The sequence below is a fragment of the Acetobacterium wieringae genome (assembly GCF_001766835.1).
In the GTDB taxonomy this organism is placed as follows: domain Bacteria; phylum Bacillota; class Clostridia; order Eubacteriales; family Eubacteriaceae; genus Acetobacterium; species Acetobacterium wieringae.
Genome location: NZ_LKEU01000029.1, coordinates 106508 through 124933 on the forward strand (window position 1 = coordinate 106508; position 18426 = coordinate 124933).

At 38.8% G+C, this 18426-nt stretch carries 18 protein-coding genes and 1 tRNA gene; 18 read left to right on the forward strand and 1 reads right to left on the reverse strand.

The genetic code is table 11. From position 1 onward, the window contains the following. The first annotated feature begins 109 nt into the window (after window positions 1–109). The 7 genes from ACWI_RS09495 to ACWI_RS09525 all read left to right on the forward strand — a co-directional run bounded on the left by ACWI_RS09495 (window position 110) and on the right by ACWI_RS09525 (window position 4590). Window positions 110–186: transfer RNA gene (locus ACWI_RS09495), tRNA-Pro, on the forward strand. Between the two features lie 142 nt (window positions 187–328). Next, entirely contained in the window at window positions 329–1444 is a 1116-nt protein-coding gene (locus ACWI_RS09500) for a hypothetical protein (RefSeq protein ID WP_070371199.1), read from the forward strand. A gap of 14 nt (window positions 1445–1458) precedes the next feature. Continuing rightward, window positions 1459–2106 (forward strand): YggS family pyridoxal phosphate-dependent enzyme, encoded by a 648-nt coding sequence (locus ACWI_RS09505; protein ID WP_070371200.1) that lies wholly within the window; start codon window positions 1459–1461, stop codon window positions 2104–2106. A gap of 10 nt (window positions 2107–2116) precedes the next feature. Then, the gene (locus tag ACWI_RS09510; protein ID WP_070371201.1) at window positions 2117–2605 is read left to right on the forward strand and encodes a cell division protein SepF; all 489 of its coding nucleotides are present in this window, start codon (window positions 2117–2119) and stop codon (window positions 2603–2605) included. Between the two features lie 7 nt (window positions 2606–2612). Next, window positions 2613–2882 carry a YggT family protein gene (locus tag ACWI_RS19550; RefSeq protein WP_070371202.1) on the forward strand — a complete coding sequence of 90 codons (270 nt, stop codon included), beginning with the start codon at window positions 2613–2615 and terminating at the stop codon, window positions 2880–2882. A gap of 37 nt (window positions 2883–2919) precedes the next feature. Further along, the gene (locus tag ACWI_RS09520) at window positions 2920–3657 is read left to right on the forward strand and encodes a YlmH/Sll1252 family protein (protein ID WP_070371203.1); all 738 of its coding nucleotides are present in this window, start codon (window positions 2920–2922) and stop codon (window positions 3655–3657) included. 15 nt (window positions 3658–3672) lie between these two features. Next, window positions 3673–4590 (forward strand): RluA family pseudouridine synthase, encoded by a 918-nt coding sequence (locus tag ACWI_RS09525; protein ID WP_139142347.1) that lies wholly within the window; start codon window positions 3673–3675, stop codon window positions 4588–4590. Window positions 4591–4592: 2 nt separating this feature from the next. Here ACWI_RS09525 and ACWI_RS09530 read toward each other — a convergent pair whose 3' ends face one another. Then, a complete protein-coding gene (locus tag ACWI_RS09530) occupies window positions 4593–6362 on the reverse strand; it encodes an Rqc2 family fibronectin-binding protein (RefSeq protein WP_070371205.1) in 1770 nt (589 codons plus the stop codon). A gap of 338 nt (window positions 6363–6700) precedes the next feature. Between ACWI_RS09530 and ACWI_RS09535 the strand changes: the two genes are divergently transcribed. From ACWI_RS09535 to pknB, 11 genes are all read left to right on the forward strand, one after another. Next, window positions 6701–7579, forward strand: coding sequence for a YicC/YloC family endoribonuclease (locus ACWI_RS09535; protein ID WP_084633611.1), 879 nt, complete (start codon window positions 6701–6703; stop codon window positions 7577–7579). 17 nt (window positions 7580–7596) lie between these two features. Then, the gene (gene gmk, locus ACWI_RS09540) at window positions 7597–8268 is read left to right on the forward strand and encodes a guanylate kinase (RefSeq protein WP_175440931.1); all 672 of its coding nucleotides are present in this window, start codon (window positions 7597–7599) and stop codon (window positions 8266–8268) included. Between the two features lie 2 nt (window positions 8269–8270). Further along, window positions 8271–8564 carry a DNA-directed RNA polymerase subunit omega gene (gene rpoZ, locus ACWI_RS18505; RefSeq protein ID WP_084633612.1) on the forward strand — a complete coding sequence of 98 codons (294 nt, stop codon included), beginning with the start codon at window positions 8271–8273 and terminating at the stop codon, window positions 8562–8564. Window positions 8565–8574: 10 nt separating this feature from the next. Beyond that, entirely contained in the window at window positions 8575–10965 is a 2391-nt protein-coding gene (gene priA / locus ACWI_RS09550) for a replication restart helicase PriA (RefSeq protein WP_070371207.1), read from the forward strand. 35 nt (window positions 10966–11000) lie between these two features. Next, a complete protein-coding gene (def, locus tag ACWI_RS09555; protein ID WP_070371208.1) occupies window positions 11001–11441 on the forward strand; it encodes a peptide deformylase in 441 nt (146 codons plus the stop codon). Next, window positions 11438–12379: a methionyl-tRNA formyltransferase gene (gene fmt, locus ACWI_RS09560; protein ID WP_084633613.1), complete on the forward strand. Its 942-nt coding sequence runs from the start codon at window positions 11438–11440 to the stop codon at window positions 12377–12379. Before def ends, fmt begins: the two co-directional genes overlap by 4 nt. A gap of 57 nt (window positions 12380–12436) precedes the next feature. Continuing rightward, window positions 12437–13138, forward strand: coding sequence for a zinc metallopeptidase (locus ACWI_RS09565; RefSeq protein WP_070371209.1), 702 nt, complete (start codon window positions 12437–12439; stop codon window positions 13136–13138). Further along, on the forward strand, window positions 13135–14475 hold the full coding sequence (rsmB, locus tag ACWI_RS09570) for a 16S rRNA (cytosine(967)-C(5))-methyltransferase RsmB (RefSeq protein ID WP_070371210.1): 1341 nt from the start codon (window positions 13135–13137) through the stop codon (window positions 14473–14475). Before ACWI_RS09565 ends, rsmB begins: the two co-directional genes overlap by 4 nt. Window positions 14476–14645: 170 nt before the next feature. After that, window positions 14646–15677: a dual-specificity RNA methyltransferase RlmN gene (gene rlmN / locus ACWI_RS09575; protein ID WP_070371211.1), complete on the forward strand. Its 1032-nt coding sequence runs from the start codon at window positions 14646–14648 to the stop codon at window positions 15675–15677. Beyond that, the gene (locus tag ACWI_RS09580) at window positions 15674–16420 is read left to right on the forward strand and encodes a Stp1/IreP family PP2C-type Ser/Thr phosphatase (RefSeq protein ID WP_070371212.1); all 747 of its coding nucleotides are present in this window, start codon (window positions 15674–15676) and stop codon (window positions 16418–16420) included. Before rlmN ends, ACWI_RS09580 begins: the two co-directional genes overlap by 4 nt. Continuing rightward, window positions 16410–18326: a Stk1 family PASTA domain-containing Ser/Thr kinase gene (pknB, locus tag ACWI_RS09585; RefSeq protein ID WP_070371213.1), complete on the forward strand. Its 1917-nt coding sequence runs from the start codon at window positions 16410–16412 to the stop codon at window positions 18324–18326. The genes ACWI_RS09580 and pknB overlap by 11 nt, the downstream gene beginning before the upstream one ends. The last annotated feature ends 100 nt before the right edge of the window (window positions 18327–18426 follow it).

The following is an 18426-nucleotide window of genomic DNA, read 5'->3' on the forward strand; positions in this document are numbered from 1 at the left end:
GTTTTTAACGCAGATACCTTAAATATTGATGTATTTTTGTTGGTTTAAACAAAATAAATAAAAAAAAGCTTGATTAATCCTCCGTGATTCATTATAATATATTTACTGTCTGGGTGTAGCGCAGCTTGGTAGCGCGCTTGACTGGGGGTCAAGAGGCCGGAGGTTCAAATCCTCTCACTCAGACCATTTTTTATTAAGGTGAAAATATGGGTCAAATTAAAAGAAAAAATAATAGACGAGTCAATTCTTTAAGAAAAATTGTTGTTGGCATCGTTTTTTTTTTATTGTAGCAATAATTATTATTTCCAGTTACCGGGGTAATATGAGCATGCTGCTCGAAAAAAAAGAGTATACTGAATCGTATAAAACAGAGATGTATTTTTTCAAAGATGTTGATTATCGAACGCTCGATAATTTCCAGGCCAGTGATTTATCGCTGATGGAAGGGGAAAAAGCCAATGGTTATAAACCGTTGACAAATTCGCCGAAGGTTATTAATACGGAATATTTAAATCAACAAATTGCCGTGATTGACACGATCATTAAAGAAGAGTATTATAACAACTGGAGCCGGATCGTGGGCGATATGGTTACGAATTATCAAGGTATTTCGAGCATTACCAACCAGATCGGTGAAACAGAGCGGGAACGAAAAAAATTTCTGATTGAATCAGTGCAATACATGGGACTAGATTTAGCCGCCCTTCAACAAAAACGGCAAACGCTGGTTGGCCTGCTTGGTGGTCAACCGAGAAACATTGCCTTGAATGAGCTCGGATTACTTTCGAGTGGCTATGTTTATACATCGATCCAACCAGTTGAAAAAGCGTTAAGTGAAAGCATGCTCCCCTATATTAATACCACTTTTTTAAAAACCGCCAGTAAAGTTGATCAGCAATCCGAAGGACTTTTAAAGGTTGTAAATAATGACCACATTTATGTCGCCTTTTCCATGCCAAGTGACATGGCCATTATGGGCGAAGCTGAGGTTGAGGCCTTAAAGACTGAATTGATGGGGACTACCGACAGTGGGATTAATCAAGATTACTATGAGTTTTTAATTAAAAGAGTTGATCAGCTTTATTATTTTCCTAAGCTTAGATTTAAATTTGATGATCAGGTATATTCCGGTTATTTTGTTGATGTTATTGATGAAGGCGGTCAAAAGATCGTTGTACTGATGCTAAAAGATTACGTTAATGACTTTGCTAAGGTGGTTATAGGTAAATCTGACGTTTTTATTCAGGACTACAGTGCCTATGAAATACCCAAAAGTGCAGTATACACTATCGGAGATGAGACATTGATCGACACCGTAACAAAAGGTTATTTTAGTGATTCATTTCCGGTTGTTGTGGAAAAGTATAATAATGGCTATGCTGTTTTGAGAACCGATGAGAATCCGAATTTAAGCAGTGGTATGCGGATTAGTATTTATCCCTAAGGATGTGAAACAAAGTGATTTCAGAAAACATAAAACGGATCAAATCAGAAATACCCGAAGATGTTACGCTAGTTGCGGTGACAAAATATCAAAGTCTGGAAGCAACCCAGGCGGTTTTAGAAGCTGGCATTTTTGACCTTGGCGAAAGTAAGGTTCAGGATTTTCTTAAAAAATACGAGGTTCTGGGCGATCAGCCACGTTGGCATTTTATTGGACATTTGCAAAAAAATAAGGTAAAATATTTAATTGGTAAAACCTTTCTGATCCATTCTGTCGATTCAATCGAGTTGATGGATGTCATTGAAAAGGAAGGAAAAAAACAGGGAATTGTTACCGATGTTTTACTCCAGTTAAATTTAGCTCGAGAAGACAGTAAATCTGGAATTCTCGAAGAAAATCTGCAAACGGTATTGAATGAGTTGTCCGGATATCAGTTTATCCGGATCAAAGGTCTGATGGCGATGGGTCCTTTAACTCAAAATAATGACAAAATACGTGAGATTTTTGTGGATTTAAAAAGAATTTATGATAAAATAAAAGAGGAATCTGTGGGTGAGGTTATTCAAATGAATTATCTTTCCATGGGTATGACTGATGATTATACCATTGCAATAGAAGAGGGCTCCAATATGATTAGAGTTGGACGCAAAATATTTAGTTAGGAGAGATACGATGGCAGCAGAAAAATTTAAGGATAAAATTATTAAGGTTTTTGGCATGGAAGTAGACAATGAGGATGGTTACGACGAAATTTACGAGGAAGATGTATATGATGACGATGTTGAAGATACAAAAAGTGCCTTCACAGCGCCAAAAGCAAAAAAAACAACAACTTCAAGACGAAGTGAACTATCCCTCGATGACGGTCCAGAAGTCTTAGTGTTGGAACCTGAAGTTTTTAAAGATGCACCAAGTATCTGCAATAAAATAAGAAATAACAAAACAGTTGTATTGAATTTAAAAAACACTGATTATGAAAATGGTCGTAAAATATTTGATTTTTTAAGTGGAGCATTATTTGCACTAGACGGTTCAATTAATAAAATTGCAGACAATGTATTTATTTTAGCTCCAAAAGCGGTGGCGGTGTTGACTAATCCACAGCATGATGATTTGGATTTCAATGCGCCGATTTTAGAGTGGGATGAGGATATGGAATAGGTCGTTTATGATCCAAGGAATTCTCATTCAAGCCGGTAATCTATTATTTGAATTGATCACACTATTAATTTTTGTCAACATTATATTTAGTTGGGTGAGACCCAATCCAGATAATATTTTTGTAAAGACGATTTATGGTTTAACGGAGCCCATTTTATCGCCGTTGCGACGATTTACAATCATTGGACCATTGGATTTATCAGCCTTTGCTGCAATACTATTAATGCAGATCGTATTGTTTCCGCTTTATAAAATGGTCGTCATGTTAATATTTTAGAGTTATATTCAGATATCAAGTATTAAGGGGATGTCTAATGACAGAAAAAAAAGATACTTTTTTATTATCACGTATTACTGATGCGTGTTGTAAAAATTTTAAACCCCGATTCTTTGATTTTTATGATGAAGTGTTTCAACAAAAAATAGCGGACACCATTAAGCATAGTGGTGTCCCTTATCTTTTTTTTGGAGGGCACCCGGATGCTGAGCGTAAGATGTTATGCATTTATCCGGATTATCTTTCTTCAGAGGATCTGGAATGGCCCATCTTCGCCATTGAATTCGAAAAAGTGATGCCAATTGATCACCGCAATGTCTTGGGGGAACTCATGCACTTGGGAATAACTAGGGAGAGTATTGGTGATATCGATGTGGGTGATGAAAAGGTACAAATTATCATGCATCAGCGACTACAGGAGTTCATGTGGATCAATTTCAATCAGATTAAAGGACGGGAGATACGAACGACAATAAAGACCAGTCAGCAAATCGAAAGCTTTGAAAAGAACTACAAGCGATTGTCTGTGGTGGTTGCTTCGAACCGAATAGACGGGATCATCAATAAAATATGGGGTTTTTCGAGACAGAATAGTCTTGTTTTAATCAAACAAGGTAAACTGCGGGTGAACTACGTGGAGATATATAAAAATGATTTTCGGCTGAAATCAGGTGATATTCTGTCGCTAAGAGGTAAAGGAAAGGCAAAAATCATCAGTATGGATGAGCGGACAAAAAAAGGTAATATCCGATTAGAAGTGGATCGATATATATAAATAATGGAGGGTGTTATGACGAAAGAGCATAATGAGTATATTGTGCCAGAAGAAACCGATCAACGACTGGATCATTTTTGCAGCACGTTGTCCGGTGATTATTCAAGAGAGTATATTAAACGACTGATTGCGGCAGGGGATGTTTTGGTGAATGGGCAAAAAAGGAAAGCCAGCTATCACGTTAAAACTGGTGAGATCATCACCTTAACGATTCCTGAGCCGGTTGCCTGTCATATGCAAGCAGAAGATATTGCGCTTGACATAATCTATGAAGATGATGACGTGCTGATAGTAAATAAGCCCCAGGGGATGGTTGTCCACCCAGCCCCGGGCAATAGCAGCGGTACGCTTGTAAATGGATTGCTATTTCATACTAACAATTTATCAAAGATTAATGGGGTGATGCGTCCGGGAATCGTTCACCGGATTGACAAGGATACGTCTGGGCTACTGATGATTGCGAAAAATAACGCTGCACATCGAAGTTTATCTGAACAACTCAAGGAGCATACTATTCTCAGGCGATATTATGGTCTGGTTAAAGGAAATGTCAAACCCAATCGTGGAACGGTAGATATGCCCATAGGCAGGCATGAGCAACTTCGTATAAAAATGGCGGTAGTGGAAAAAAATTCAAAAACGGCCATTACCCATTTTGAAGTGATAAAACGTTATGCCCAATACACCCTTCTTCGATTTGAACTGGAAACCGGGCGGACCCACCAAATTCGGGTGCATATGGAAAAGATCGGTCATCCATTGGCAGGAGATCCATTGTATGGGAAAGGAGACAAGAATAATCCGTTTAAAACAGAGGGGCAATGTCTCCACGCTCATACATTAGGTTTTATCCACCCGAGAACGAATGAACACCTGGTTTTCAGAGCACCAGTTCCGCCAGCATTCAAAGAAATTCTAAAAAAACTAAAATAGGTTCAATTGGTATCAGTGATGACTTCGATTGATTCAACGCCATCCTGAGTGGGGGTTACATACATGGTGTTTTGATTGGTAAAGATAACCATACCCGGTTTTGCTTTACTGGGCTTTTTTAGGTATTTAAACTCAAGATAATCGACAGGAACATTGCTTGAACCTCTTGATTTACTAAACCAGGCAGCCAAATTGCCAGCTTCAAGTAAAGTTTTCTCGGTGATAAAGCGGCCACTAGCAACAATCAATACATGAGAACCAGGGGCATCTTTGACATGAAGCCAGCAATCTTCATTTTTCCCCATTTTAGTGGATATAAAGTCATTCTGATAATTATTCTTACCAACAAAAATATGGAAACCTTCAGATGAAATATAATGCAAGGGTTTGGAAGGTAGCTGTTTCTGCTTATCTTCCTTGGAGATTGCTTTTTTGTTAAATTCAGAGTGGAGAAATTCATGGCGGATTTCATCCAATTCAGCTAATTCAGTAGACTGATCCAAACTATTGACGAGGCTTTCCAAATAATAGATTTTTTCTTCCGTTTCCAATATATAGCTGGCCAAATGTTTAAGTGCCGTTTTGCTTTTGTTGTATTTTTTATAGTAGTGCTGAGCATTTTGAGCGGGGGTTCGATTGACTTTCAAAGGAATATCGATGGTTTGGCAGTCAGGATCGTAGTAGTTGACGAGTGTGGCAATTTCCTGGCCTTTTTCAATGGCATAAATATTGGCGGTGATCAAATCGCCATACAGTTTAAATTTTTCGTTTTTATGAGATGCATTGACATCCTGTTGAAGGTTGTCAAGCTTTTTAATGTTTTTTCTAACCAGAATATCCAGTTGCTGGCGTAGATTGGCCGCCCGGGTTTTAAAGCGGAGGGCTTTGTCTCTCATAAAATAATACGCTTCAAGCATCTCTGAAATGGACGGATATGCTTCGAAACGGTGATCAGATCGTAGATAGTGAAGGTCAATGGTTGAAAAATCCACCATTTTACGTCCGAGATAAATAATGACTGGTTCAGATTTTTGCCTGATTTCGTTGATGACTTGAGTGAACGCTTCGCACAGAAATTGTTTTTGTTTTTTTGAAAGACCAGACACACTAGTTTGAGGATCAATACCGCTCCTGAAGGCAATTTCCCGACTGATGTTGGGGCTGATGCCAAGTAAAGCCTGAACAAAGACTTTTTCCACTGAAGAATCCTTATAATCGCTCAGCAATTCATTCAAATGATTTGCGTCAAGATTGAGAAAGCTGAGACGGCTATTTTCTGGAGGGTAAACATAATCACGACCAGGAAGAATTTGGCGGTAGCGACTGGAAGTTGACCCGACTTTTTTTAGCGAATCCAGAATTTTCATCGATTCATCAACCAGAATAATATTACTGTTTCGTCCCATTATTTCAACGAGTAGTTTACGAACAACTATTTCATTAAAATCGTTTTTTGCTGTGACGGAAAGTTCCATGATCCGGTCAGTTTCATGTTGGGCAATATCAATAATGGTTCCATTTAGAAGGTATTTTCTCAATACCATGCAAAAACTAGGAGCCGCACTCGGATTTTCTTTGATCTTTTCAGTCATGTATACACGTGGATTGCTTGCATTTGCAGAGAGTAAGAGATGTTTTTTTTGATTTCCCAGGTTGACTAAAAGACGAATTTCATCAATTTCTGGTTGGTAGATTTTTCGTATGCGACCTCCAATTAAGAGGGGTTTAAATTCATTGATTAAATGATACAGGGTAACACCATCATAAGCCATAAAATGCTCCTTTCAAATCGTCGGTTCAATATAGAATGATTTTATCATGTTCTTCAAGGATGATAAAGGGTTAAAAAAAACAATGAATAAGGAATGATTAAGATAAGTAACGCCAATTTCAATAAAGTGTTCAATAAGTAGGGAATCGTTGACTTTTTCATTGAAATTCGATATAGTGTATAAATTAGGTAAGGATGAGCTGAGTTTCAGAATGCGTTAGTATCTAATAATCTTGCAGGTTCAAATGAAAACCAAATTACAAAAGCTGTTGCCTGGTATTTCGCTTAACTGGTCATGTGGAATTTGCCGGGTGGATTTAATGGAAATGGAGAAACATCATGAAAAGTATGACGGGCTTTGGGCGGAAAGATTATCGCGATGAGGAAGTCGATTGTTCAATTGAGATTAAGACAATTAACCATCGATTCAGAGATTTTTTTATAAAAATTCCAAAAACCCTCAATCCAATCGAAGAAAAAATCAGAAATACTGTTTCACAAAGCATTGCAAGAGGACGAGTTGAAATATTTATAAAATATTCGGAATTGGGCACAAAAAATCGTCGGATCGTTTTCAATCGAGATTTAGCCCAAAACTATATTTCGGTACTTAACGAAATTCGCCGACTTGATTCAATGATTGGGGATGATCTGAGCTTATCTTTGATTTCAAAGTTTCCGGATGTCATTATGGTTGAAGAAGACATTGATGATTATGAAAGCATCTGGTCAAAAATAAAACCGGTTTTAGAAAAAACATTGGAAGAAGTTGAAGATAGCCGAAAACGTGAAGGAAATGCATTGAAACTCGATGTAGTAAATCGTTGCTGTATTGTTCGAAATTATGTCGAAAATATTCGAGAAAAAAGTCCGGATATGCTGGAACGATATAAAAATGAACTTCGAGAAAAGATTTCCTCCTATGTTGAATCGGTGGAAATAGATGAAAAACGTTTATTGACTGAGGTCGCTCTGATGACGGATAAATTGAATATTGATGAGGAGTTAACCCGACTGCAAAGCCATTTAGACCGATTAGAAGGGATGGTTGAAGAAACCGAACCAGTAGGAAGAAAACTGGATTTTCTGATACAGGAAGTAAATCGGGAAATCAATACCATTGGTTCAAAAGCCAGCGACTTAGCTATTGCTAATATTGTGGTTGATGTTAAAAGTGAGATTGAAAAAATAAGAGAACAAATACAAAATATTGAGTAGGGGTGTTAAATAAATCTATGAGTGATTGTCCAGTAATAAACACAGAATTAAAAGAAGAACAATTAACCGAGCCGTTTTTCGAGCGAGAAAAAGGGATTCTCATTGTAATATCAGGACCATCCTGTGCTGGCAAGGGAAGTGTTTGTAAGATTATTTGTCGAAAAAACCCGGATCTTCGGCTGTCAATTTCTGAAACAACGCGTCAGCCCAGAAATAGTGAGAAGCATGGACGGGAATATTTTTATATCTCCAAAGAAAGCTTTGAAGAAAGAATAAAAAAGGGACAATACCTGGAATATGCAACAGTTTATGAGAACTACTATGGAACACCAAAAGATTACGTAGAAAACTTATTGGAATCCGGCTTTGATGTGATTCTGGAAATTGATATTCAGGGTGCTGCAAAGGTGCGAACCAACTATAAAGAAGGGATTTATATTTTTATTGTACCGCCATCCATGCAGGAACTTAGACGTCGCATCGAAGAGCGGGGAACTGAAAGCAAAGAACAAATGGAAATGCGTTTAAATTGTGCATACGAAGAAATGAAAAATGCGGATGACTATAGTTATATTGTCATAAATGATGACTTAAACGACGCCGCTCAGCGGGTACAAAGTATTATTACGGCTGAAAAATGCCGAACGGAACGATTGAAAAATAAAATTGAAGATATACTTGGGAGGTAACAATGCGATATCCAGCATTAAATGATTTGATTAGCAAGGCAGAAAATAAATATTCTTTGGTTTTGGCAACAGCAAAACGAGCAAGGGAAATAGTGGATGGAGATGAACCACTGGTAAAAATTAAAATCGATAATCCGGTCACCATTGCAACAAACGAGATTGCCGAAGAAATGATCCACTGCGTCCATAAGACAGCTGAACCAGAGTCGTTACAACATTTTGAGATGGTTAACGAATCACATTCAACCTTATTAAAAAGTGGCGAAACAGAAGAGCTGCCAACAATAATCGAATAGGATTCAAACTGTGAAAATAGCCGAAGTTTTTTTAAACCAGACAAACAAACGAATCGATCATGCTTATGATTATCGTGTTCCAGTGCATCTGGAATCGGTAACTCAGGAGGGGATTCGGGTTGTTGTGCAGTTTGGTATCGGAAATCGGCGGGTTGAAGCTTTTATCACAAAAATCAAAGAAACGACAGATTACTCAGGAAAAATCAAAGAGATTATAGAAAATATCGATATGGAACCAGTATTGAATAGAGAACAAATAGAATTGTGTCTTTGGATGAAGACCGTCTATTGTTCTTTATTTTATGAGGCCCTCTCGTATTTTACGATGGCAGTACAAATCAAGCAAGAAATTGATTATTACCGGAATTATGAAAAACTTGACTTGGATTTAAAGCAAAACTGGTTTATTGAGCATTATTTTGACAATCCGAATGAAGTCCTCCCATTAAAGAAAGTTAAGCCTGAAGATCGCATTATTTTAGCAGAACTGATTAAAAAGAAGGCTGTGTACTCTAAAAAAAGCTGGAAAAAAATAAGCGACCCAGAGAGCAGAAAAAAGTCGATCCAATCGAGCTATCATCTTACTGCTATGGGGCGGGAGGCTTTAAAGCAGGATAAAAAATTTGGAAAAAAGCAGTGCGAGTTAATGGAGTATCTACTCCGTAGCGATATGAAGGGTGAAGATTTAAAAATAATTACAGCCCAGTATAAAAAAAGTCTCGAGCCTTTAATAAAAAAAGGATATGTTTGTGTTAATAAGACAGCATCACAAGAGCAGCCTCTCAATCTGAGTGCTGCAGGCTATGAACATCAATCAGTTATCTTAACACACAACGAACAGCGCAGTTACAACCAATACCAGGCATTAACGAAACAAACTTCCGGGGTTTTTTTTCACGTTTTTGACGCAGTGAGTAAATATCGCTTGTTTTTCAAGGCAATCGAAGATCAATTAAAAGCGAATCGCTCATCGGTTGTCATCTTTCCGGAAATCAATATGACATTTCAGAGAATGGAAATGTTCTACAAATACTTTGGAAACAAGGTTGGCGTTTTTCACGGACAGCTCAGCCCGAAGCAACGAACTGAATTATATTTGCGGATTCGATCCGGGGAAATAAAGGTGATAATTGGGGTTCGTTCAGCGGTGTTTCTACCGTATGTTAATCTCGGCTTGATCATTATTGACGATGAGCATGATTCGTCTCATAACAGCATTTCGATGCCTCAATTTCATATCACTGATATCGCTAAAAAAGCGAGTGAAATAATGGGGGCTTTTTATATTATTGCAGACAATATCCCGAGGGTCGCCACGTGGTATCGAATTGAAAAAAAAGAGCTGGCAGTCATTCAAATTGGTGAAGAGCCACGATTCCGCCATGCCATTGAAATCATCGATATGCAAAAAGAAATGCACCAGGGCAATATGGGAATATTGAGCAGAACGCTGCTTCGATATCTCCAATCGGGCATTGAACAAAAGAGAATGAGTGTACTGTTTATCAATAACTTAGGCTATGCAAACAGCATTCTATGCAGAAAATGTGGTCATGTTGAAAAATGCCCTCATTGCGGTGTTTCGTTAAAATATTTAAATCACGATCATTCACTTCTATGTCATTACTGTGGATATAAGAAGGCTGTTCCAGTGCTATGTTCGGAATGTGGTAGCGACAAAGTCAGACACATGGGCTACGGTATTGATCAATTGGAAGAGTATCTTAAAAAGGTTTTTTCAGGTGTCCGGATCGCTACCGTACAAGGAAATATGAAACGATCTGACATTAAAAAAATTAATAAGAGCATTGCCAGTGGTGAATTTGATATTTTAATCGGAACCCAGGTTATTAATAAACATTTTAATTTATCCAATATAAGCGTTGCGGCAGCCGTTCTTATTGATCGAGATCTTAATCAGGGGAACTATCAGGCTTCGGAAAATGTCTATCAGATGTATAGCCGATTTTTTGCTAAAGCCATGGATAACAAAACAAAAGGAGTGATTCAAACCAACGAACCAGAAAATGATACGATCTACTCGATCAAGAATGAGAGTTTTCTGGAGTTTTATCGCAGCGAAATTCACTACCGTCAATTAATGCATTACCCGCCGACTGTTAAGATGATCAGTTTGAGTGTGTTTCATAAGAAAGAAAGTGAAGCCGAAAACGACTCAGTTCGGCTCTATGTTTCTATTAAGGAAGAACTAAAAGCATTTGGAATGGGACAGGCTGTTTATAAACCGGTGCGAATTGGTGTAACTAGAGGTGGCAATATCACCTACCAAATTGTCATAAAAACGGCTAAACAAAGTGTTTTTCAGAATTTAATGTCAAAAATTATCAGACTTGGTATAATAGAAGCACTTAAATCAAAAGTATCTATTCAGATTAACTAACAATTATTGTATTAAACATGAATCAGGAGGAAGAAATGGCAATTCGACAAATCAGGATCGATGATGATCCAATTCTCAGAAAAAAATCTCGAGTGATCGAGGAGATTGACGAAAAAATAAAAGTATTAAATGCTGACATGGTGGAAACCATGAATAAAGCTGAGGGGGTTGGTTTGGCAGCACCTCAGGTCGGGATCTTAAAACGTTTGTTTATTGTCGACGTTGGAGATGGACCAATGACCTTTATTAATCCTACCATCATCTCTACAGATGGAGAAGCAGAGGATGAAGAGGCCTGCCTCAGCCTTCCTGAACAATCGGGTTTGGTAAAACGGCCAGAATCACTCGTCGTTGAAGCAACCGATTTGGACGGCAAAGTTTTTCAGCTCTTTTGTTCGGATTTGCTGGCACGGGCTGTTTGCCATGAGCTCGATCACCTTGATGGGATCTTATTTACTGATCGTGTCGAAAAATGAAAAATATCAAAGTGATATTCATGGGTACCACAGATTTTGGTGTCCCAGCCCTGGAAAGCCTTGTTGCTGCGGGGTATGAGGTTCAAGCTGCTGTCTGCCAACCGGATCGACCAAATAAAAGGGGAAAGAAGGTTGAGATATTACCATTGAAAGCCAAGGCATTAGAGCTTGGTATTACAGTTCTACAGCCTGAAAAAATCAGGGATACCCAATTTGTAGAAGTATTGAAAAACTTTCAGTCGGACATCTTCGTTGTTGCTGCGTATGGACAGATTCTGTCCAGAGAAATTTTAGAAATACCGAACTATGGGGCATTAAATATTCATGGCTCGCTTTTACCGGATTATCGGGGTGCGGCACCAATTCAACGAGCGATCATTGATGGAAAGAAAAAAACTGGCGTCACCATTATGTTGATGAGCGAAGGGATGGACACCGGCGATATGTTGTCAAAAGCAGAATATCCGATTACGGAATCCACCACCTTTTTGGATCTTTATCGGAGTTTATCACTTTTGGGAGGGCACTTGCTAATTGAAACCATGGAAAAGTTTCTGGCGGGGGCATTAAAACCAGTGCCTCAAGATAATTCAGTGGCCACCTATGCCGAGAAGATACTTAAAGATACCGGGTACATCAATTGGCACAAAAGCAGCCGAGAAATACTGTATTTAATAAATGGTACTGATCCTGTGCCTGGAGCGTATATTGTATATAATGATGAAAAAATCAAATGTTTTTCTCCGGAGATCGTAATCTGGGAAGGTCATGAAAAGCCTGGAACGATTGTTATCGCCGATGATCGGGAGGGTCTTGTCATTAAAACCCAGGACGGTGCCTTAAGAATTGGATCAATTCAGGCGCCAGGAAAAAAGCGGTTGGAAGCCACTGTTTTTTTACGTGGGAGAAAGATGGCAATTGGAACTATTTTAAACTAGCCTAAGCAGATCTTTAGAAAATTGTGCTAGCATTACAAAAAGATCAGGAGGAATACAATGTTTATTTTAGACTATTATTGGACGATGCTGATACTTGTGCCGGGTATTATTTTTGCAGCTTATGCTCAGTATCAGGTAAGTAGCGCTTACAAGGCTTATAGCAAGGTGCCGACAAAAAATGGGATGACAGGGGCGGATGCTGCTCGACGTTTATTAAATGCTAATGGCTTAAATAGCGTTTCAATTGAAAATATAGCCGGGAATTTAACTGATCACTACGATCCGCGGAATAAAACTATGCGTTTATCATCTGGCGTTGGGCAACAGGCTAGCGTGGCCGCAGTTGGCATTGCCGCTCATGAAACTGGTCATGCCATTCAGGATAAAGAAGGGTACTGGCCGCTTAAGTTTCGAGGTTTCATTGTGCCAGTTACCGGTTTTGCAACGAATATTGCCTGGCCTATTTTTTTTATTGGCCTATTCTTTGGGCAAGCTTCTGGTTGGGGGACGATGTTTATGAATCTGGGTATTCTACTCTTTTCATTTAGCCTCTTGTTTACCGTGATCACCCTACCAGTAGAATTTAATGCCAGCAAACGTGCGATTGCTGCACTGGCTGAAAACAATCTGCTACAACCAGGCGAAGAGGTTGGTGTAAAAAAGGTTCTAAGAGCAGCGGCCCTCACCTATGTTGCGGCTGCGCTGATGTCTTTACTAACGTTAATTAGACTAATTATATTAAGAGGTTCAAGAGATTGAAAAACATTCGAAAATTGGCACTGGAAACCCTACTAAAAATTGACTACGATGGGGCTTATTCTAACTTGGAAATTAAGAGAACCCTGCAACGCTTCCCGATAAAAGATGATGATCGTCGACTATATCTTACTATTGTGTATGGCTGTCTTCAAAATCAGATCTACCTGGATTACTTGATTACGCAGCAAAGCAGTCGACCAGTAAAAAAGTTACACAAAGAGGTCAGTGAGATACTAAGAATCGCCATCTATCAACTTTATTTTTTGGATAAAATTCCCAATTATGCAATTGTCAATGAAGCGGTCAATTTAGCTGCTGAAATCCAACCTCAGGCCAAGGGTTTTATTAATGGTGTGTTGCGAAACATCATGCGAAAAATCGATGAAAACGGAAGAGAATTCAAGTTTGAAAATTGGGACAATGAAAAAGAAGCGTTATCGATTCGCTATTCCGTACCGCTGTGGATTGTACATAAGTATTATGAAGCATATGGAGCGGAAAAGGCCGAAGCAATTATGCCGATGCTGAATGAAAAACCTCCCTTTACCGTACGTTGTAATACACTGAAAACATCAAAAGAACAACTGATTCAAGATTTGCAACAGGCTGGCGTTGAGGCATTATCTGCAAGTTTTTCAACAAATGCCATCAATGTGACAAACTTGGGAATTTTTGAGAGTAATATCGAAAATTCCCGCTTATACAGAGATGGTCATTTTTCGATTCAGGATCAGGCGGCGATGCTGACAGTGGAGCGATTGAATCCACAGCCAGGTGATCGGGTTTTGGATATGTGTGCAGCGCCCGGCGGTAAAACTATGTATTTAAGCGAGATTATGAATAATTCTGGGGAAATCGTTGGTCGCGATGTTTATGGCAGTCGGTTGAAACTGGTTGAACAAAGTGCAAGTCGGCTAGGTTGTACCAATATCAGACTAGAAGAACAGGACGGTTGTGAGTATTCGCCAATCGATGAAGCTTCATTTGATAAAATCTTATTGGATGCTCCCTGCACCGGACTTGGAGTCATCAGACGTAAACCAGAGATAAAATATCGTAGTACCAAGGAAGGACGTAAAGCACTTGTTAAAATTCAGAGTACCTTACTGGAAAATGCTGTTCGATATTTAAAACCCGGTGGGGAGCTACTCTATTCAACCTGTACCATTAATAAAGATGAAAATGAAAACCAAATCGGAAAGTTATTAATTAAATTTCCTCAGTTACAGATCATTCCCGATGAACATGGAAGTAACTATACTTATACAAGTCCGTTAATGGAAGGTAGTGACTGTTTTTTTATGTGTCGATTAAAAAAAATGGATGTTTACGAATAGATGGGGTCAAATGAGTGATATTTTGAAATAATGTCAATTTTGAACAAAAAAGAGCTAAAAAAGGAGAATTGAAAAAATTTGAATTTGATCGGTTCTTTTGATATAATAGATCAATCTATGTTAAACATCTCATTGAGTGTAAGGTCTCTCTAATTGTATAGGAGTAAAACATGAAGGAAAATATTTTTGGCAGAGACATCCATGAGTGTGAAGCGCTCATGGTAAGTTTAGGTGAGGCCAAATATCGTGGGAAACAGTTATATCAATGGTTATATGAAAAAAAATGCGAAAAATTCAGTGAGATGACTAACTTTTCCAGTAGTTTGAGAAAAAAAATATCGGATCAGTATGATTTGTTACATAGTAAAATCGAAACCACGCAAGCTGATCCGCATGATGGTACAAAGAAATATTTGATTGAGTTGGAAGACCATCAATACATTGAAGCTGTGTTAATGCACTATGGACATGGTGCTTCGTTATGTGTGTCAACACAAGTTGGATGTAATATGGGTTGCAAATTCTGTGCTTCCACAAAGGGTGGAAAAATCAGAGATTTATGCGCTGGTGAAATACTGGATCAGATCTATTTAGTGGAAAAAAAAGAAAAACTGCGAATTTCAAATGTCGTAATTATGGGAATTGGCGAGCCACTTGAAAATTATCATGAAGTAATCAAATTTATTCGAATTGCAAACTCGGGGTTTGGAATCGGGCAACGAAAAATCAGTCTTTCTACCTGTGGGATTATTCCGGGAATTGAAGCTTTAGCAGAAGAAGATCTTCAGATAAATCTGGCTATTTCACTTCATTCAGTTTTTCCAGACCGTCGAAAGATGTTAATGCCCATTGCCAAACGCTATGATTTTGAACCTCTGATGGATGCCTGCAAAGCTTATTTTACTAAGACGGGAAGACGTATCACCTATGAATATGCTCTAATTGATGGTTATAATGACCGGGATGAAGATATTGGAGAACTCATTAAACTACTCAAAGGAAGTCAAAACCACCTGAATTTAATTGGTTTGAATGAGATTCAAGAAACGTCTTTAAAAGAGAGTCCCCGAATGAATTATTTTCTTGGGGAGCTGACACGACATGGGATTAATGTTACGATGCGACGAAAAATGGGAAGAGAAATTGATGCTGCATGTGGTCAACTTCGAAAAAAAAGATATGAGGATAAGGTGAGTGTATGAAATGTGCCTACGGATCCAATGTTGGATCACTAAGAAAGGTAAATCAAGATGCCTACTTGGCAGCAACCATAAAAAACGTTGATCGTATTTCTTATGTTTTTGCAGTTGCGGATGGCTTGGGAGGCCATCGCAGTGGAGAAATAGCCAGCAGAACAGCGGTGGATTTTATTAAAAATAATCTTTCCGGGATTAAAAATTACTTTGACCCGGAAGAAATGATGTCTTTTGTAAAATCCATTAATCTGGAACTAAAAAAAATAGGTGATGATGAACCCGCACGTTTGGGCATGGCAACCACCCTAACCATGTGTATCGTTGACGGGAATTATTTATGTATTTGCCATGTTGGCGACAGTCGAACTTATAGTATCACAGCCGACGAAATAATTCGATTAACAAAAGATCACTCGCTGGTTCAGATTCTGGTGGATGAAGGCAAGATAACTCAGGAAGAAGCCGAAATACATCCTCAAAAAAATGTTATTACCCGAGCACTAGGAACTGATAACTCTGTGAATGTGGATTTTTATCGATATGAAATAAACCCTCAAGCAACATATCTGATTTGTTCGGACGGGCTTTTTAATATGGTCTGTGATCAGGATATTAAGACCGTAGTTATGGAAAATAGTCTGGAAGATGCAGCAAAAAAACTCATCGATCTGGCAAACATAAACGGAGGCAAAGACAATATTACTGTCGTTTTATTCAAGCCTCTGGAAGGAGTGCCTAATGCTCAGTAGAACCTTAGGAAAACGTTATGAAATTGTCGAGCTGATCGGGCGTGGCGGTATGGCCTATGTATACAAAGCTCGGGATCTAAAACTAAATCGTTATGTGGCAGTTAAAGTGCTTCGTGAAGAGTATACTGAAAACGAACAGTTTATAAAAAAATTTGATCGGGAATCTCAGGCGGTAGCCTGTTTATCCCATCCCAATATAGTCGGTGTTTATGATGTTGGCGTCCAGGATAATATTTACTACATTATTATGGAATACGTTGATGGGATTACCCTGAAACAATATTTAATGCGAAAAGGGCGTTTGGACTATACCGAAGCAACCCGGTTTGTAATGGATATTTCCAATGCATTGCGCTGTGCTCACGAGAACAAAATCATTCATCGGGATATTAAACCTCATAATATTCTGTTAACTCGGGATCTGGTTCCCAAAGTTGCCGATTTTGGAATCGCTCGGGCGATTACCAGTTCGACGGTGACGATGACCAATCAAACCATGGGTTCGGTTCATTATATATCTCCGGAACAAGCCAAGGGCGGCTTTGTGGATGAACGCTCAGATCTTTATTCCCTGGGTATTTTATACTATGAATTATTAACGGGTAAGCTGCCCTTTGATGAAGAAAATACGGTGACAATTGCAATTAAGCACATCCAGGAAGAGATTGTCCCACCAAAATTATTGGAACCCAAAATACCAGAACGGGTCAATCAGATTGTCGTGAAACTGACTCAAAAGAAGCCCGACGAACGGTATCAGAATACTGACGAACTGATGGAAGATCTTGAGTCGGTATTGGAAAATATGAGTTTTGGAGCAGGTGACGGCAATCACCTCGGTAATGATACACACATTATCCGGGAGGGGCTTTTTCATGTTGAAAACACCGGTAGCCATGCAACGGTTCAGCCTGAAGAAGAAGATGATGATGACTATTATTATGAAACGCCAAAAGAAACGGCTGCCAGAAAGAAGAAACGTAAGATCATTCTGATTTCGGTTTTTGCAGCCGTAGCGATCATTGCTATGGGCGTTATGGCCTTTGCCTTCTTTTCAGGAAAGACGGTTGAGGTTCCAGACATAAAAGGCAAAACAACTGACGAGGCAAAAACGGCACTGGAAAAATTGGATCTGGTTTTGGAAGTTGAAAAAGAAGTTTATAACGCCGATGTCGAAGCGGGGCTAATCATTACTCAAAACCCGGAAAGCGGCAAGGAATTACAAAGTGGGAAGACCGTTAAGGTTACTGTCAGTAAAGGCGTAAAGACCGGAACGATCCCATCAGTTATTGGACTAAGTGAAACCGAAGCAGTTAAAGCGATCGAAGCTGCTAATTTTGTGGTCGGTGAAATAAAGCGTGAATACAACAGTAACTATAATGCTGAGATTGTCTTCCAAATGAATCCCAATGGCAACACAACGGCCAATGAAGGAACTAAAGTGACAATATATGTAAGCAAGGGTGAGGATCTGGTTACGGTACCCAGCGTTGTCGGTCAGACCGAAGCGGATGCCAAAAGCACCATCACAAATGCGGGGTTGACTGTTGGAACGATTACCCATGAAACCAGTACCGATTATGCTAAAGGCATGGTTATGAAACAGTCTCCTACTGATGGAAATCAAGTTTCGAAAGGCTCAGAAGTAGCGATCGTGGTGAGTAGCGGTAAGGTCTCTACTCAGAAATTGACGATTGATTTAAGTGAATATATCCAAACCACACCGGCAAAATCAGTCAAGGTTAAGGTTGTATTAACTGCAGCAGATAAAACTGAGACAGTGATTTACGAGGGAACAAATATGTCAGACGATGTTTTTTCAGTTAATGTTGAGGGCATTGGTCGAGAAACCTATGAAGTGTTTATCGATGGATCCAGTGTTGGGACAGGCTACATTGACTTTTGATTCGATGTGACTGCTAAAAACGTGTTTTTATAGCATTTACGGGTTTATACAACAATTAAGCATTCAATTCGTACATTTCAATGAAAGGTTCGACAAAAAC

Coding starts and splice junctions, on each gene's coding strand:
- ACWI_RS09500 (WP_070371199.1), top strand. CDS start 329: ATGCTGCTCGAAAAAAAAGAGTATACTGAATCGTATAAAACAGAGATG.
- ACWI_RS09510 (WP_070371201.1), top strand. CDS start 2,117: ATGGCAGCAGAAAAATTTAAGGATAAAATTATTAAGGTTTTTGGCATG.
- ACWI_RS19550 (WP_070371202.1), top strand. CDS start 2,613: ATGATCCAAGGAATTCTCATTCAAGCCGGTAATCTATTATTTGAATTG.
- ACWI_RS09520 (WP_070371203.1), top strand. CDS start 2,920: ATGACAGAAAAAAAAGATACTTTTTTATTATCACGTATTACTGATGCG.
- ACWI_RS09525 (WP_139142347.1), top strand. CDS start 3,673: ATGACGAAAGAGCATAATGAGTATATTGTGCCAGAAGAAACCGATCAA.
- ACWI_RS09530 (WP_070371205.1), bottom strand. CDS start 6,362: ATGGCTTATGATGGTGTTACCCTGTATCATTTAATCAATGAATTTAAA.
- ACWI_RS09535 (WP_084633611.1), top strand. CDS start 6,701: ATGAAAAGTATGACGGGCTTTGGGCGGAAAGATTATCGCGATGAGGAA.
- gmk (WP_175440931.1), top strand. CDS start 7,597: ATGAGTGATTGTCCAGTAATAAACACAGAATTAAAAGAAGAACAATTA.
- rpoZ (WP_084633612.1), top strand. CDS start 8,271: ATGCGATATCCAGCATTAAATGATTTGATTAGCAAGGCAGAAAATAAA.
- def (WP_070371208.1), top strand. CDS start 11,001: ATGGCAATTCGACAAATCAGGATCGATGATGATCCAATTCTCAGAAAA.
- fmt (WP_084633613.1), top strand. CDS start 11,438: ATGAAAAATATCAAAGTGATATTCATGGGTACCACAGATTTTGGTGTC.
- ACWI_RS09565 (WP_070371209.1), top strand. CDS start 12,437: ATGTTTATTTTAGACTATTATTGGACGATGCTGATACTTGTGCCGGGT.
- rlmN (WP_070371211.1), top strand. CDS start 14,646: ATGAAGGAAAATATTTTTGGCAGAGACATCCATGAGTGTGAAGCGCTC.
- ACWI_RS09580 (WP_070371212.1), top strand. CDS start 15,674: ATGAAATGTGCCTACGGATCCAATGTTGGATCACTAAGAAAGGTAAAT.
- pknB (WP_070371213.1), top strand. CDS start 16,410: ATGCTCAGTAGAACCTTAGGAAAACGTTATGAAATTGTCGAGCTGATC.